The 14,051-nt window shown below is 72.3% G+C and carries 13 protein-coding genes; 3 read left to right on the top strand and 10 right to left on the bottom strand.

Annotated features, from left to right (window positions below; translation table 11 throughout):
• Positions 1-2: 2 nt before the first annotated feature.
• Genes QSK34_RS12735 through QSK34_RS12745 form a run of 3 tightly spaced genes read left to right on the top strand, consistent with a single transcriptional unit; the run spans position 3 to position 2,175 of the window.
• A complete protein-coding gene (locus QSK34_RS12735) occupies positions 3-743 on the top strand; it encodes a LamB/YcsF family protein (protein WP_285583484.1) in 741 nt (246 codons plus the stop codon).
• Positions 740-1,327 carry a 5-oxoprolinase subunit B family protein gene (locus tag QSK34_RS12740; RefSeq protein WP_285583486.1) on the top strand — a complete coding sequence of 196 codons (588 nt, stop codon included), beginning with the start codon at positions 740-742 and terminating at the stop codon, positions 1,325-1,327. The genes QSK34_RS12735 and QSK34_RS12740 overlap by 4 nt, the downstream gene beginning before the upstream one ends.
• Positions 1,324-2,175, top strand: a complete 852-nt coding sequence (locus tag QSK34_RS12745; protein WP_285583488.1) for a 5-oxoprolinase subunit C family protein — start codon at positions 1,324-1,326, stop codon at positions 2,173-2,175. The genes QSK34_RS12740 and QSK34_RS12745 overlap by 4 nt, the downstream gene beginning before the upstream one ends.
• On the opposite strand, the gene QSK34_RS12750 is transcribed toward QSK34_RS12745, so the two are convergent.
• From QSK34_RS12750 to QSK34_RS12795, 10 genes are read right to left on the bottom strand one after another with little or no spacing between them, the layout of a single operon-like run.
• Complete coding sequence (locus QSK34_RS12750; RefSeq protein WP_285583491.1) at positions 2,129-3,241, bottom strand: DNA glycosylase AlkZ-like family protein; 1,113 nt, start codon at positions 3,239-3,241, stop codon at positions 2,129-2,131. The genes QSK34_RS12745 and QSK34_RS12750 overlap by 47 nt on opposite strands.
• A 21-nt stretch (positions 3,242-3,262) precedes the next feature.
• Entirely contained in the window at positions 3,263-4,936 is a 1,674-nt protein-coding gene (locus tag QSK34_RS12755) for an ABC transporter family substrate-binding protein (RefSeq protein WP_285583492.1), read from the bottom strand.
• Complete coding sequence (locus tag QSK34_RS12760; protein ID WP_285583495.1) at positions 4,933-6,612, bottom strand: dipeptide ABC transporter ATP-binding protein; 1,680 nt, start codon at positions 6,610-6,612, stop codon at positions 4,933-4,935. The genes QSK34_RS12755 and QSK34_RS12760 overlap by 4 nt, the downstream gene beginning before the upstream one ends.
• Positions 6,609-7,481 (bottom strand): ABC transporter permease, encoded by an 873-nt coding sequence (locus tag QSK34_RS12765; protein ID WP_285583497.1) that lies wholly within the window; start codon positions 7,479-7,481, stop codon positions 6,609-6,611. Before QSK34_RS12765 ends, QSK34_RS12760 begins: the two co-directional genes overlap by 4 nt.
• Positions 7,478-8,422, bottom strand: coding sequence for an ABC transporter permease (locus QSK34_RS12770; RefSeq protein ID WP_285583499.1), 945 nt, complete (start codon positions 8,420-8,422; stop codon positions 7,478-7,480). The genes QSK34_RS12765 and QSK34_RS12770 overlap by 4 nt, the downstream gene beginning before the upstream one ends.
• Before the next feature lie 50 nt (positions 8,423-8,472).
• The gene (locus tag QSK34_RS12775) at positions 8,473-9,426 is read right to left on the bottom strand and encodes an ABC transporter permease (RefSeq protein WP_285583501.1); all 954 of its coding nucleotides are present in this window, start codon (positions 9,424-9,426) and stop codon (positions 8,473-8,475) included.
• Positions 9,427-9,429: 3 nt separating this feature from the next.
• Positions 9,430-10,350: an ABC transporter permease gene (locus tag QSK34_RS12780; protein ID WP_161478850.1), complete on the bottom strand. Its 921-nt coding sequence runs from the start codon at positions 10,348-10,350 to the stop codon at positions 9,430-9,432.
• Positions 10,347-11,324 carry an ABC transporter ATP-binding protein gene (locus QSK34_RS12785; RefSeq protein ID WP_285583504.1) on the bottom strand — a complete coding sequence of 326 codons (978 nt, stop codon included), beginning with the start codon at positions 11,322-11,324 and terminating at the stop codon, positions 10,347-10,349. The genes QSK34_RS12780 and QSK34_RS12785 overlap by 4 nt, the downstream gene beginning before the upstream one ends.
• Positions 11,321-12,250, bottom strand: coding sequence for an ABC transporter ATP-binding protein (locus tag QSK34_RS12790; protein WP_161478848.1), 930 nt, complete (start codon positions 12,248-12,250; stop codon positions 11,321-11,323). The genes QSK34_RS12785 and QSK34_RS12790 overlap by 4 nt, the downstream gene beginning before the upstream one ends.
• The gene (locus tag QSK34_RS12795; protein WP_285583508.1) at positions 12,247-13,992 is read right to left on the bottom strand and encodes an ABC transporter substrate-binding protein; all 1,746 of its coding nucleotides are present in this window, start codon (positions 13,990-13,992) and stop codon (positions 12,247-12,249) included. Before QSK34_RS12795 ends, QSK34_RS12790 begins: the two co-directional genes overlap by 4 nt.
• Positions 13,993-14,051 lie beyond the last annotated feature (59 nt).

The following is a 14,051-nucleotide window of genomic DNA, read 5'->3' on the forward strand; positions in this document are numbered from 1 at the left end:
TCATGAGGATCGACCTGAACGCCGACCTCGGCGAGGGGTTCGGGGCCTGGAAGCTGGGCGACGACGACGCTCTCCTGGAGATCGTCACCAGCGCCAACGTGGCCTGCGGCTTCCACGCGGGGGATCCCCTGACGATCCGCCGGGTGTGCGAGGCGGCGGTCGCCCGCGGCGTGACGATCGGCGCGCAGGTCTCCTACCGCGACCTGGCGGGGTTCGGGCGGCGGGAGATGGACGTGCCGGCCGAGGAGCTGCGGGCCGAGGTCCTCTACCAGCTGGCGGCGGTCGACGGGATCGCGCGGGCGGTCGGCGGCCGGGTCGCCTACGTGAAGCCCCATGGAGCGCTCTACAACCGGGTGGTCCGGGATCGCGTCCAGGCGCGCGCGGTGGTCGACGCGGTCGCCGACTACGGCGGGCTGCCCGTGCTGACGCTGCCCGGGTCGGTCGTCCACGGAATGGGCGTGCCGACCGTGGCCGAGTGTTTCGCCGACCGGGCCTACACCCCCGAGGGCACGTTGGTGTCCCGGCGCGAACCCGGTTCGGTGCTGCACGATCCCGATGAGGTGGCCGCGCGGGCGGTCGTGATGGCCCGCGACGGCGTCGTGACCGCCGTCGACGGGTCGCGGGTGCGGGTGGAGGCGCGGTCGATCTGCGTGCACGGCGACACCCCCGGGGCGGTGCGCATCGCGCGTGCCGTCCACGACGCGCTCGCCGACGCGGGTATGGCCGTGGAGGCGTTCGCGTGATCCGGCGGGTGGGCGAGCACGCCCTGCTCGTCGAGACCGGCTCGCTGGCCGCCTCCCACCGGCTCGACGCCCGCCTGCGGCTGCTCACCGACGTGGAGGAGATCGTGCCGGGCCCCGAGACGGTGCTGGTGGTCGGCGGCCGGGCCGACCAGCTCATCCCCCTGATCGAGCAGCTCGACCACGCCCCGATGCCCGACGCGGGCGGGGAGACGGTCGAGATCCCGGTCGTGTACGACGGCGCCGACCTCGCCGACGTCGCGGCCCTGGCGGGGATCTCCGCCGACGAGGTGATCGCCCGCCACACCGCCTCGGAGTTCGTGGCCGGATGGCTGGGCTTCGCGCCGGGGTTCGCCTACCTGGTGGGCCTCGATCCCACCCTTCACGTCTCGCGGCTCGACCGCCCCCGGACCGCCGTGCCCGCCGGGGCGGTGGCGATCGCCGGGGCCTACTCGGCGGTGTATCCCGCCGCCTCGCCGGGGGGCTGGCGTCTGCTGGGCCACACCACCCTCTCGGTGTGGGACGTGACGAGCGACTCCCCCGCCCTGCTCACGCCGGGCACCCGGGTCAGGATGGTCGCCACGTGACCCCGGCCGTGGAGGTCGTCGCCCCGGGGCCCTACGCCACCGTCCAGGACTTCGGGCGGCGGGGTTACGCCCATCTCGGCGTCCCCCGCTCCGGGGCGGCCGACCTGCCGAGTCTGCGGCTGGCCAACCGGCTGGTGGGGAACGCGGAGGACGCCGCCGCGATCGAGCTGACGTTCGGCGGGGCGGTGCTCCGGTTCGGGCGCGGCGTGTGGGTGGCGCTGACCGGGGCGCCGGTCCCCGCGTCGCCGGGCGGGATGTGGGCGCCGTTCTGGGTGGCCGCCGGGCGGTCGCTGGAGATCGGCGTGCCCTACGAGGGGCTGCGGACCTATGTGGCGGTCCGGGGCGGGATCAAGGTGACGCCGGTGCTGGGCAGCATGTCGACCGACTCGTTGTCCGGGCTCGGGCCGCCGCCGCTGACGGCGGGAACGGTCCTGGAGCTGGGCGAGCCGATGTCCGGGCTGCACGCCGACGTCGCGCCGCAGCGCCCGATCTCGGCCGGCCCGGTCGTCGAGGTCGTGCGCGGGCCCCGGGACGACTGGTTCACCGGCGACGCCTTCGCGACGTTGTGCGCGGGGGCGTACAGGGTGAGCCAGGACAGCAACCGGGTGGGGGCGCGGCTGGCCGGGACGGCGCTCAGGCGGGCGCGGACCGGGGAACTGCCGAGTGAGGGCATGGTCGCGGGCGCGATCCAGGTGCCGCCGGACGGCCAGCCCATCGTCTTCCTCGCCGACCATCCGCCGACCGGGGGCTATCCGGTCATCGGGGTGGTCACCACGGCGGACCTGCCGAAGGTGGCCCAGCTCAGGCCGGGCGACCTGCTCCGGTTCCGGCCGCGCCGGGGCGGCTGACCACCACGTCGAAGGGTCGGCCCCAGACGGCGACGACCTTCTCGGCCGCCTTCTCCACGCCGGGCGCCTCCTCCAGCATGGTCGCGGTCAGCACGCCGTCGCGGGCGTCCCAGGTGCCGACCACGCGGCCCCCGTGGACGACGACCGGGGAGATCCAGCCGGCCGTTCTGCTGACCGCCGCCTTCGCCGCCGCCGGCAGGAGGGGCTCCAGATCGCGGGGCGCGCCCATCACGTATTGGTCGAAACCGGCCAGCAGGAAGGTCTCCTCGGACGGGCGGGCCGCTTTCAGGTCGTCGACGTGTTCGGGCAGGACGAACAGCTCCTCGCCCTCGACGCTGATCGTCGCGGGCGCGAGGTCGGCGAACCACCGCCGGAGGACCGCGCGCCGGGTCAGCCCCCGGAACAACCACCCGTCGAAGGCGGCCATGCTCGCCGGGCCGTGGGCGCCCAGGAAGGCCCGCAGCAGCTCGACGCCGCCCTCCTCAGGCGACGTCTCCCCCACCCTCGGCGGCACGGTGAACGTCACCTTGCCGCCGCGCGGCACCCCGTGGCAGAGCTCGCCGAGGAAGCTCAGCGGTTTGAAGAGCTGGCCCCAGCCGGAGGCCAGCTTCTCGCGCAGGTGCTCGTCGCCGGTCACCGTGATCACGGCGTCGACCAGCTCCTCCCTGGTCAGCGGCCCTCCGGCGAGCGCCTGGGGCACTGCGCCGATGATGGCGTCGAGCTCGCCCGCCGACACGCCGCTGCCGCGGTGCCAGGAGGGTTTGTCCCAGTAGCGGAGGGTGCCGAGCACCGCGCGGTAGACCGGCCACGAGGCGGTCGGCAGCAGATGGAGGGTGCCCCGGATCGACCACGTCTTGATGAGGGTCTGGTCGGTCCAGAGCGCCTGTTCGATCTCCGGCCCGGCCGGGCGGCCGAGCCGGAGCGAGATCGCCAGCTCGGCCGAGGACGCGACCTGGGCCTGCACCCCGCAGAGCCGTTCGGCCACGGCCACCGCGCCGGGGCCGGGAGAGGTCACGAACTGGCGGCCGAGCCGCCAGGCCAGCACTTGGGGCCAGGTCAGGTCCATGGCCCGCACGCTATCGGACGGCTACGACACGAATCCGATGTCGGCGTATTCGAGGTCGCGGAACCCGCGGGCCCCGACGTTGGCCAGCTTGGCGTCGACGGCCACGGTCTGCGGCCGCTGGTAGAGGGGCAGGACGTTGACCTCGCGCCACACCAGCCGGTCGGCCTCGTTGATCAGTTTGAGCGCCTTGGCGGGGTCGAGCTCGGCCATGGCCGCCCGCAGCTTCGTGTCGATCTCGGCGTTGCCGCTGCGGCCGAGGTTGGCGTTCCACGAGATGTCGTCGCCCTGGGAGCGCACGCCGTCGGCGTAGGTGCCGTAGGAGGCCGAGACCGGGAACGGGGTGCCGACGTAGGAGAAGGGCGCGATGTCGTAGTTGCCGGGGATGACGTACTTGGTGAAGAAGTCGTTGCTCGGGACGGTCTCGATCGTCAGCTTGATGCCGAGCTTGGCCAGCATGGCCTGGGTGATCTCACCCTCCGAGCGGGCGAGCTGCAGGCCCGAGGGGATGACGAAGCGCAGGTCGAGCTGCTTGCCGGCCTTCTGGCGGACCGCGCCGTGCATCCGCCAGCCGGCCGCGTCGAGCAGCGCCCCGGCGCGGGCGGCGTCGGGGCCGGCGAGCTCGCCCGCGTTGGGGCGGTAGCCCTGCTGGCTGTTCATCAGGAAGTGGTTGTCGAGCAGCGTGACCGGCCAGTTGAGGCCCTTCAGGTCGCTCTTGGCGATGACGGCCCGGTCGATGCCCAGGGCGACGGCCTGGCGCACCCGGATGTCGGACAGGATCGGGCTCTCGCCGTTGAAGGTGAAGTGGCGGAAGTCGGGACCGGCCGCCTGGCGCACCACCGCGCCCTCGGCCGACTTGGCGCGCGAGAGGTCGGCCGCCGACGGGCCGATGTCGAACACGTCGAGCTCGCCGTTGGCGAAGGCGGCGACGCGGGCGTCGGACTCCAGGCCGCGGAACACGATCGAGTCGAGCTTGGCGGGCTCGCCCCACCACTTCTCGTCGCGGTTGAGCGTGATCGTCTTGGCCCGGGTGTCGAAGGCGCCGAATCGGAAGGGGCCCGCCGTGGCCGGGATCTTGCCGACCCAGCCCGCGTTGAAGGCCTGCGGCGAGGCGGTCGCGCTCTTCGGGTAGAGCGGCGCGAACAACGACCGCCAGTCGCCGAACGGCCGCGCGAAGGTGACCACCACCTGGAAGTCGTTCCGGCCCCGGGCGACCGACACGATGTCCTGGTAGCCGGTCACGTTGGCGACGTGGAAGGCCGGGTCCTTGCCGCGCAGCGCCCTCCACTGGGCGTCGTAGTCGGCCCAGGTGATCGGCTGGCCGGTCGACCAGCGGGCCTTCGGGTTCAGCGTGTACGTCACCACCTGCTTCGGCGAGGTCGACGTCACGTCGGCCGCGGCGACGTAGTCGGGGTCGAGCGCGAGCACCCCGTGTTCGTCGGCGCGGAACGGGCGGGGCATGAGGGCGTCCATGACGGTCTTGACGTTGGTGTGGTTGCCGTCGATGTGGTTCTGGTTCCACTGGGCCGGATATTCGGTCAGGCCCCAGCGGAGGGTGCCGCCGGTCTTGACCTCGGCGCGCGGGGTCAGGTTGAGGTCGGCGGCGGTGACCGGGGCGGCCTGCTCGCCGGGCGTGCCCGGCTGGGCCGCGCAGGCGGCGGTGGTCAGGGCCAGTAGCAGGGCGCATGCGCGTTTCACGGTGCTTCTCCTGGATGGTGGTGGCAGGCGGCTCCCGATTCGCCGCTGATCTCGGGTTCCTCGGTGACGCAGCGGGATCTCGGGGCGGCGGGGAGCTCGGCGTACAGGGGACAGCGGGGGCGGAAACGGCAGCCCGTGGCGGGTGTGGGGTCGTCGTCGCGCAGGGCGGCGGCGCGCAGCAGCGCCCTCGTGTACGGATGGCCGGGGGCGGTGAAGACCTGGTGGGCCGGGCCGATCTCGGCGATCCGGCCCCGGTACATGACCGCCACGCGGTCGGCGACGCGCCGGATCAGCGGCAGGTCGTGGGCGACGAACAGGTAGGACAGGCCGCGTTCGGCGCGCAGGTCCTCCAGCAGCGCGACGATCTCGGCGCGGACGGTCGGGTCGAGGGACGAGACGGGTTCGTCGAGCACCAGCACCTCGGGGTCGAGCGCGATGGCCCTGGCGATGGCCACCCGCTGGCGCTGGCCGCCGGAGAGGTGGACGGGGTGGCGGGCGGCGTACGCCGCAGGCAGGCCCACCTGCTCCAGCAGCTCCGGGACCCGGTCGGGTGAGCGGCCGTGGGTGGTGAGCGGCTCGGCGACGATCGCGCCGACGGTCATGCGCGGGTCGAGGGAGGCCGACGGGTCCTGGAAGACGATCTGCAGGTCGCGCCGGATCCGCCGGCGGTCGCGCCGGGACAGGTGGGCGGTGTCGCGGCCGAGCACGGTGACGCGGCCCCGCTGCGGCCGGGCCAGCGCCATGATCTCCATGAGGAGGGTGGTCTTGCCCGACCCCGACTCGCCGACCAGCCCGAGGGTCTCGCCCGAGCGCAGGTCGAAGCTGACCCCGTCGACCGCCTTGACGCCGGGGTGGTGCCTGACCAGGTCGCGGACTTCCAGGACGGTCCGGACCGGCCGCGCGGCCGCGGGCCGGTCGCCGGCCTCCGCCGCCGCGATCAGGGTCTTCGTGTACGCCTCCCGCGGCGCGCGCAGCACCTCGTCGACCGTTCCCGTCTCGACGGTCTGGCCGTGCCGCAGGACGTGGACGCGGTCGGCGGCCCGGGCGACCACGGACAGGTCGTGGGTGATGAGCAGCAGCGCCGCGCCGGTCTCGCGCCGCGCGGTGGTCAGCACGTCGAGCACGTGGGCCTGGACGGTCACGTCGAGCGCGGTCGTCGGCTCGTCGGCGATGAGCAGGTCGGGGCCGTTGGCGATGGCCATCGCGATGAGCGCGCGCTGCCGCATGCCGCCGGAGAACTCGTGGGGGTAGGACCTGGCCCGCTGGTGGGGGTCGCGGATGCCGACCAGGTCGAGCAGCTCCACCGCCCGCCGCGCGGCGACCTTGCGGGGCACCCGCTGGTGGGCCCTGATCGCCTCGGCGATCTGCGCCCCGACGCGGTGGACGGGCGTGAACGCCTGCAGCGGATCCTGGAACACGATGGCCATCGCCCGCCCCCGCAGCGCGGTCAGCCGCTTCTCGGAGGCGGTGGTGAGCTCCTCGCCGTCCAGCCGGATCGACCCGGTCGTGGACGCGGTGCGCGGCAGCAGTCCCATGACGGCCAGCGCGGTCGCCGACTTCCCGGAGCCCGACTCCCCGATGAGCCCGAGGACCTCGCCCCGCGCGACGGAGAAGCTCAGGTTCCGCACGGCCGGCGTCGTGCCGAACGAGATGGACAGGTCGGTGACGTCGATCATGAGTGCGCTCGCAGGGAGGGGTCGAACCGGTCGCGCAGGTCGTCGCCGACCAGGTTGACCGCGACGATCAGGGCGATGAGCAGCCCGGCCGCCCACCAGAAGGTCCAGGGCGCGTAGAGCGCGGTCGGCGCCCCGTCGGCGATCAGCGATCCGAGCGACACGTCGGGCGGCACCACTCCGAACCCGAAGTAGGCCAGCGACGTCTCGGCGAGGATCGCCGCGCTGACGTTCACGGTGGCGTCGGCGACCAGCAGCGAGGCGAGGTTGGGCACGACGTGGCGCAGCACGACGCGGTGCGACGGCACGCCCATGAACCGGGCCGCCTTCACGTATTCGCGGTCGCGCGCCGCGATGGCGGCCCCGCGCACCGCCTTCGCCGTCACCATCCACATGAACGCCGCCAGCAGCACGACCAGGGCGATCCAGTCGTCCTGCCCCGACGAGACGACCGCGACGACGAGGAACGCCGGGATCACCAGCAGCAGGTCGGTGACCCACATCAGGGTGCGGTCGACCCAGCCGAGGAAGTAGCCCGCGAACGCCCCCACGAGCGCCGCCACCGTCGTCGCCGCGACGGCCACGACGAGCCCGATGAGCAGCGACCTGCGCAGGCCCAGCAGGGTGAGGACGAGGATGTCGCCGCCGGAGGGCGTCGTGCCGAAGGGGTGGTTAACCGACGGCGGCGACAGGAAGGCCTCGAAGTCGCGGTCGGCCGCCGTCCAGGGCACCAGGATCGGCCCGAGGACGGCGAGCGCGGCCAGGAAGCTGAGCAGGGCGAGCCCGGCGACGCCGGTGGCCGAGAACATCCTCGGCCGGGCCGGGGGCGGCGTCTCGACCGGTGTGGCGATGTCGGGGAGCGTCGCGCTCATCGGGCCCTCCCGGGGTTGAGCACCCGCTGGAGCACGTCGGCCGCGACGGCCGACAGCAGCAGCGCCACGGCGGCCACGGTGGTGATCGCGGCGACGGTGTTGACGTCGCCGGTCCGGATCGCGGTGATGAGGCGCTGCCCGAGGCCGTGGCGGCCGAAGACCGTCTCGGTGACGGTCGAGCCGACCAGCAGCGCCCCGAAGGTGAAGGTCAGATAGGCCGACGTGGGGATCAGCGCGGTCCGCAGCGCGTGTTTGACGATGACCGTGCGCCGGGGCAGCCCCTTGGCGCGGGCGGTGCGGACGTGGTCGGCGTTCAGCACGTCGAGCATCGTGTTGCGCTGGTAGCGGCTGACGACCGCGGCCAGCGGCAGCGCGAGAGTGAGCGCGGGCAGCACCAGATGCCCGAGCCCGTCGAGCAGGCCGCCGGTGGTGCTCTCGCCGCTGACCATCAGGAAGCGGGTGCCGGTCGTGTCGTTGACCCAGATCGCGCCGAGGATGAGCACGTTGGCCAGCACGACCGCCGGCACCGCCAGCAGCACGAACACCACCCCGCCCGACAACCGGTCGAACCAGCGGCGGTGGTGGACGGCCGCCAGCGTGCCCACGATCAGCCCGATCAGGGCCCCGGCGACCAGCCCCGCCGTCACCAGCCGGAGCGTCACCCCGGCGCGCTCGGCCAGGTCGGCGCCGACGCTGAGGCCGTCCCAGGTGCGGCCGAAGTCGCCGCGCGCCAGGCCGGAGGCCCAGGTGAGGTAGCGGTCGAGCAGCGGGTCGCGGTCGTTGAGGTTGACCTCGGACAGGGCGGCGTCGACCACGGCGGCCGGCGGCGCGGGGGTGCGGCCGGCGTAGTTGGCCCGGGGGTCGAGCGTCACCGCGGCCAGCAGCCACGCCAGGCTGGAGGCGACGACGATCAACGCCGTGTAGTTCACCAGTCGCACCATGATTCCCACCACCACCTCGCGTCACAGAGTAGTGGCAGAGCGTGATCAAATCAGGCGAGCCGAACGCGTGGATCGAGGAACGAGTACGCCACGTCCACGAGAATGTTGGCGAGCACGATGAACGCGGCGGCCAGGATTGCCGCGCCGATGATGACGGGCAGGTCGCCGTCGCGCACCGACCGGATCATGAGCTGCCCGATCCCCTGCAGGCCGAAGACCGATTCGGTGACGACGACGCCGCCGAGGAGGGTCCCGACGTCCACACCGAACTGGGTGATCACCGGCGTCAGCGCGGCCCGCAGGCCGTGCCGATAGGTGACCGACCGCTCGGGCACGCCCTTGGCCCGCGCCGTACGGATGAAGTCCTCCCCCAGCGTGTCGAGCATCGACCCCCGGGTCAGCCGCACGTAGACCGCCGCCTGGACCACCGCCAGGCAGACCCACGGCATGACCATGGTCGACAGGAACGCCCCGACGTCGATGAACGGGGAGATGTAGGGGCCGGGTTGCAGCCCCGACCCCGGGAAGACCGAGAGGGCGAGATAGATCATCAGGATGCCGAGCACGAAGGTCGGCAACGAGATCCCGGCCAGGACCAGCACGGTGAGCGTGCGGTCGCGCAGGCTGCGCGGCTTGGTCGCCGAGATCACCCCGCCGCCCACACCCATGATCATCCACAGCACGGCCGCGCCGAAGACCAGCCACAAAGTGCCGGGCAGGCTCTGGAGGATGAGCGTGGAGACGGGCGTCTGGCTGATGAACGAGGTCCCGAGGTCACCGCGCAGCAGGCCGCCGAGGAAGCCGACGTACTGGGTGAACAGCGGCCGGTCGAGGCCGAGGGTGTCCTTGATCTGCTCGACGACCTCGATGGGCGCGCGGGGCCCGGCCAGCCGCCGCGCCACGCTGTCGGCCGGGCCGGCGAAGAACAGCAGGAACACCGTGGTGGCGACCAGCCACAACACGACGATCCCGAAGACGATCCGCCGGATGAGAAAGCGCCACACAGGTCACCTCCTGGGGTCGAGCGCGTCGCGGATGCCGTCCCCGAGGAGGTTGAACGCGAGCGTGGTGAGCAGCAGCAGCACGGCCGGGAAGACGAGCAATCCGGGGGCCACCCGGTAGAAGTCGGTCGAGTCGGCCAGGATGGCGCCCCAGCTCGGGGTGCGCGGGTCGACCCCGAGCCCCAGGAAGCTGAGCGTGGCCTCGAAGACGATCGAGGTCGGGATGAGCAGCGAGGCGAGCACGGTGACCGGCGCGACCAGGTTCGGCAGCACGTCGATGACCATGATCCGCAGCGGCGAGGCGCCGAGCGACCGGACGGCCTCGGTGAACTCCCGCTCCCGGAACCCGATCGTCTGCCCCCGCACCACCCGCGCCATGGCCGCGAACGAGAAGAACGCGATGACGAAGATCGTCAGCGGCACCGACGCCCCCACTGCGGCGACCAGCACGATCGCGACCAGCAGGTAGGGGAAGCTCAGCACGACGTCGAGCACCCGCGCGAGCACCCCGTCGACCCACCCGCCGTAGAACCCGGCGAGCAGCCCGACGACCACCCCGAACACCGTGGCCAGCACGGTGGCGCTCAGCCCGACGAGCAACGAGATCCGCGCCCCGTAGGCGAGCCGGACGAACAGGTCCCGCCCGAGGCTGTCGGCCCCGAGCCAGAAGTCGGCACCCGGCCCGACGGGCAGCCCTTCGGGCGTCAGCGCGGTCGAGGGGTACTGCGTCAGCGGGTCGTGCCCGGTGATCAGCGCGAACAGCGGCGCGAGGATCGCCAGCAGGGCGACCAGCACGATCACGACCATCGACGCGACCGCCGCCTTGTCCCGGCGCAACCGCTCCCAGGCCAGCCGCCACGGCCCCTTGCCGTGCACGACCTCGACGTGGACGGGCTCCGCCTCGAAGGCGGCGTCGGTGAGACTCACCCGGTTCTCCCCTCAAGCCCCGGCTCCGCGCTCCGCAGGCGTTCGCCCGGTTCCACGGGGAAGTGGCAGGCCCACTGGTGGCCGTCTCCCAGCAGCAGCGGCTCCTCGACCGTGCACCTCTCCTGCGCCTTCGGGCAGCGCGGATGGAAGCGGCAGGCCGGCGGCGGTGAGATCGGTGACGGCACGTCGCCCCGCAGGACCACCCGGTCCCTCGGCCGGTCGGGGTCGGCGACCGAGGCGGCCGACAGCAGGGCCGCCGTGTAGGGGTGCCGGGGGCGTTCGTAGAGCTCCTCGCCCGGGGCGATCTCGACGATCTTGCCGAGGTACATGACGGCCACGCGGTCGCTGACGTACCGGACCACCGACAGGTCGTGGGCGATGAAGACGTAGGTCAGGCCGAGTTCGGTCTGCAGGTCCTTGAGCAGGTTCACGACCTGGGCCTGGATGGAGACGTCCAGGGCGGAGACGGGCTCGTCGCAGACGACCAGGCGCGGGTTCAGCGCCAGCGCCCGGGCGATGCCGACACGCTGGCGCTGGCCGCCGGAGAACTCGGCGGGGAAGCGGTTGTAGTGCTCGGGGTTGAGGCCCACGAGCGCCATCAGCTCCCTGACCCGCTCGCGCCGGGACGCGGCGGTGCCCTCGCGGTGGATGACCAGCGGGTCGGCGATGATCGAGCCGATCCGGCGGCGGGGGTTCAGCGAACCGTAGGGGTCCTGGAAGACCATCTGCACGTCGCGCCGCATGTCGCCGTCGAAGGTGATCTTCCCGGAGGTCACCTCGTACAGGCCGGTCATGCACCGGGCCAGCGTCGACTTGCCGCAGCCCGACTCGCCCACCACGCCGAGCGTCTCCCCGGCCTCGACCGACAGGCTGACGCCGTCGACGGCGTGCACCCGGCCGACCTCGCGCCGGAAGAAGACGCCCGACTTGATCGGGAAGTACTTCCGCACGTCGGAGACCTCGAGGAGGCTCATCGGCCCTCCTCCAGCCAGCAGGCGTCGGGGTGGTCTTCTGGGCCGATCATCGGCGGCTCCTCGATCGGGCAGCGCGGGATGCGGACCGGGCAGCGGGGATGGAACGGACAGCCGCCCGGCGGGCTGAGCAGGCTCGGGGGGCGGCCCTCGATGGGCGTGAGGCGCTCCTTGCCCTTGGGCAGGGAGTTGAGCAGGCCTCTGGTGTACGGATGCCGCGGGTCGCGGAACAGCGCCCGGCGGCCGGCTTTCTCGACCAGCTTGCCGGCGTACATGACCATGACGTCGTCGGCCATGTCGGCGATGACGCCCAGGTCGTGGGTGATGACGATCAGCGCGCAGCCCAGCCGCCCGAGGAGTTCGAGGATCTGGGCGCGGACCGTCGCGTCGAGCGCCGTGGTCGGCTCGTCGGCGATGATCAGTTCGGGGTCGAGGGCCATCGCCATGGCGATCATCACCCGCTGGCGCATGCCGCCGGAGAACTGGTGCGGGTAGTCGCGGGCCCGCGCGCCGGGGATGCCGACCTGTTCCAGCCGCTCCCGGGCCACCGACCAGGCCTGCTCCTTGCCGACGCGGCGGTGCACCAGGACCGCCTCGGCGATCTGCCGGCCGACGGAGTACATCGGGTGCAGGCTGGAGAGCGGGTCCTGGAAGACCATGCCGATCCGGGCGCCGCGGATGCGCCGCAGCCGCTCGGCCGGCATGCCGATCAGCTGCTCGCCGTCGAACAGGGCCGAGCCCTCGACCCGCGCCCCGGGCACCAGGCCGAGAAGCGCCTGGACGCTGACGCTCTTGCCCGACCCCGACTCGCCGACGACGCCGAGCGTCTGCCCGGCCCGCACCTCGAACGACACGCCGCGCACCGCCCGCAGGTCGCCGTCGGGCGTCGGGAACGTCACGCGCAGGTCCGCGACCTCCAGGAGACTCATGACGCCAGCCAGAGCTGGGTGTAGTCGAACTGCTGGGTGAGCGGCGTGTAGAGGGCGTTGCGCACCCGTGCCGAGTGGAAGATCGGCACGTTCTGCGAGGTCAGCGGCACGATCGGGGCGTCGGCCATGATGCGGGCGTTGGTCTGCCGCCACAGGCCCTCCGCCTCGCCGACGCCGGGGGCGGTCAGCGCCCGGGTGATGAGGTCGTTGACGGCGGGGTCGTTGAAGGCGCCGTAGTTCGTCGAGCCCTCGGTGTAGTTCCGGCCGTCGAACAGCGGCACCACGATCGAGCGGGCGTTGTTGCCGTACCAGTCGGGGATCCAGCCGGGCGCGCCGATGTCCCACTTGCCCTCGCGGCTCTTCTGGACGCTCGACAGGTAGCGGCCGTAGAAGTCGTCGGGGGCGGTCGGGATGAGCTGAGTGGTGATGCCGCACTTGGTCAGGTCGCCGGCGATCGACTGGGCGACCTTCGGGTGGTTGCCGTTGGTGCGGTAGGGGAACTGCAGGTTCAGGTTGGCGACCCCGGCCTCGGCCAGCAGCGCCTTGCACTTGTTCACGTCGCCCCGGCCACCGGGGGTGGCGTAGGGGCGGACCGCGCTGTCGTACCCGATGGAACCGGGCGGGATCGCCCCGTCGAGCACGGTGTTGATCTTCGTGCCGCCGTAGATCTGGGCGATGGCCGCCTTGTTGACGACGTAGTTGATCGCCTGACGGACCTTCACGTTGGCCAGGGCGCGGTTGTTGTTGGGGCTCTGCATGTTGAACGCCAGGAACGGGTTCAGGGTCGAGCCCTCGTAGACCTTGTAGTCCGGGTTGCCGGTCAGGCGCGGGATGGCCGAGGTGGGCACCGGCTGGTCCCACGACAGGTCGGCGACGCCCGCCTCCAGCTGCTGCTGGACGACGTCGGGGCTGTCCTGGCCCAGGGTGACGAGGATGCGGTCGACCCAGCGGTGGCGTACCGGATCACTCGACTGCTTCCACACGGGGTTGTGCTCCAGCATGATCTGCCGGCCGGCGAAATAGGTGGTGATCTGGTAGGGCCCGGCGGAAATGGTGTTCTGCCGGAAGTCCGGCCCGTCGGGCACGTATTTCTCGTATTCGACCGGCGCGGCCGAGGCGAAACCAAGGGCCATGATATTGAGGAAATCGCTGGCGGGCGCGGTGAGCTGGATCTTCAGCGTGGTCGGATTCACCGCCTGCACGCCCTTGATGCGGGTGGAGTTCATGAACTTCGCCATTCCGGCGGCCGTCTTCGGCTGTTTCTGGAACGCGGTGAAGAACTCCTGGAAACCCGCGATGGTCTGCGTGTAATAGGAGATGCCGCCCGACGGCTGCACCGGGTTGGCCAGCCGTTTCAGCCCCCGCTCGAAGTCGGCGGCCACGACCGGGCGCGGCGGGCTGGTGTTCCACATGACGTCGGGCCGGAGCGTGAAGGTGTACGTCTTCCCGTCGTCGCTCACCTTCGGCAGCGCGGCGGCGACGTCGGGGACCACCGTCCCGGCGACCGAGATGCCGCTCCCGGCCGGATAGGTGACCAGTTGCCGGGTCCAGGTGCGGCCGAGGTTGTAGGCGACGACCGTGTAGGACGACGACGGGTCGAGGTGGTCGACGTCGCCGGAGCCGACGACCCTGAGCATGCCGCCCTTCTGCGGCCCGCTCCCCGTCGCGGTGGTCTGACCGCCCCCACAGGCCGCGACAACCATGGCGAGGGCCGCGACCAGCAGTCCGGCACGTTTCCTCATGGGACTCCATCATGTGAGCACGCCACCGATGGAGCCGCAAAACCCGTGCCAAGGGTCGG

The organism is Herbidospora sp. NBRC 101105 (assembly GCF_030269205.1).
Classification (GTDB): domain Bacteria; phylum Actinomycetota; class Actinomycetes; order Streptosporangiales; family Streptosporangiaceae; genus Herbidospora; species Herbidospora solisilvae.

What these genes read in the sequence shown, in the direction of transcription:
- QSK34_RS12735 (WP_285583484.1), top strand. Translation starts at nt 3, where the DNA reads ATGAGGATCGACCTGAACGCCGACCTCGGCGAGGGGTTCGGGGCCTGG.
- QSK34_RS12750 (WP_285583491.1), bottom strand. Translation starts at nt 3,241, where the DNA reads ATGGACCTGACCTGGCCCCAAGTGCTGGCCTGGCGGCTCGGCCGCCAG.
- QSK34_RS12760 (WP_285583495.1), bottom strand. Translation starts at nt 6,612, where the DNA reads ATGATCGACGTCACCGACCTGTCCATCTCGTTCGGCACGACGCCGGCC.
- QSK34_RS12765 (WP_285583497.1), bottom strand. Translation starts at nt 7,481, where the DNA reads ATGAGCGCGACGCTCCCCGACATCGCCACACCGGTCGAGACGCCGCCC.
- QSK34_RS12770 (WP_285583499.1), bottom strand. Translation starts at nt 8,422, where the DNA reads ATGGTGCGACTGGTGAACTACACGGCGTTGATCGTCGTCGCCTCCAGC.
- QSK34_RS12785 (WP_285583504.1), bottom strand. Translation starts at nt 11,324, where the DNA reads ATGAGCCTCCTCGAGGTCTCCGACGTGCGGAAGTACTTCCCGATCAAG.
- QSK34_RS12790 (WP_161478848.1), bottom strand. Translation starts at nt 12,250, where the DNA reads ATGAGTCTCCTGGAGGTCGCGGACCTGCGCGTGACGTTCCCGACGCCC.
- QSK34_RS12795 (WP_285583508.1), bottom strand. Translation starts at nt 13,992, where the DNA reads ATGAGGAAACGTGCCGGACTGCTGGTCGCGGCCCTCGCCATGGTTGTC.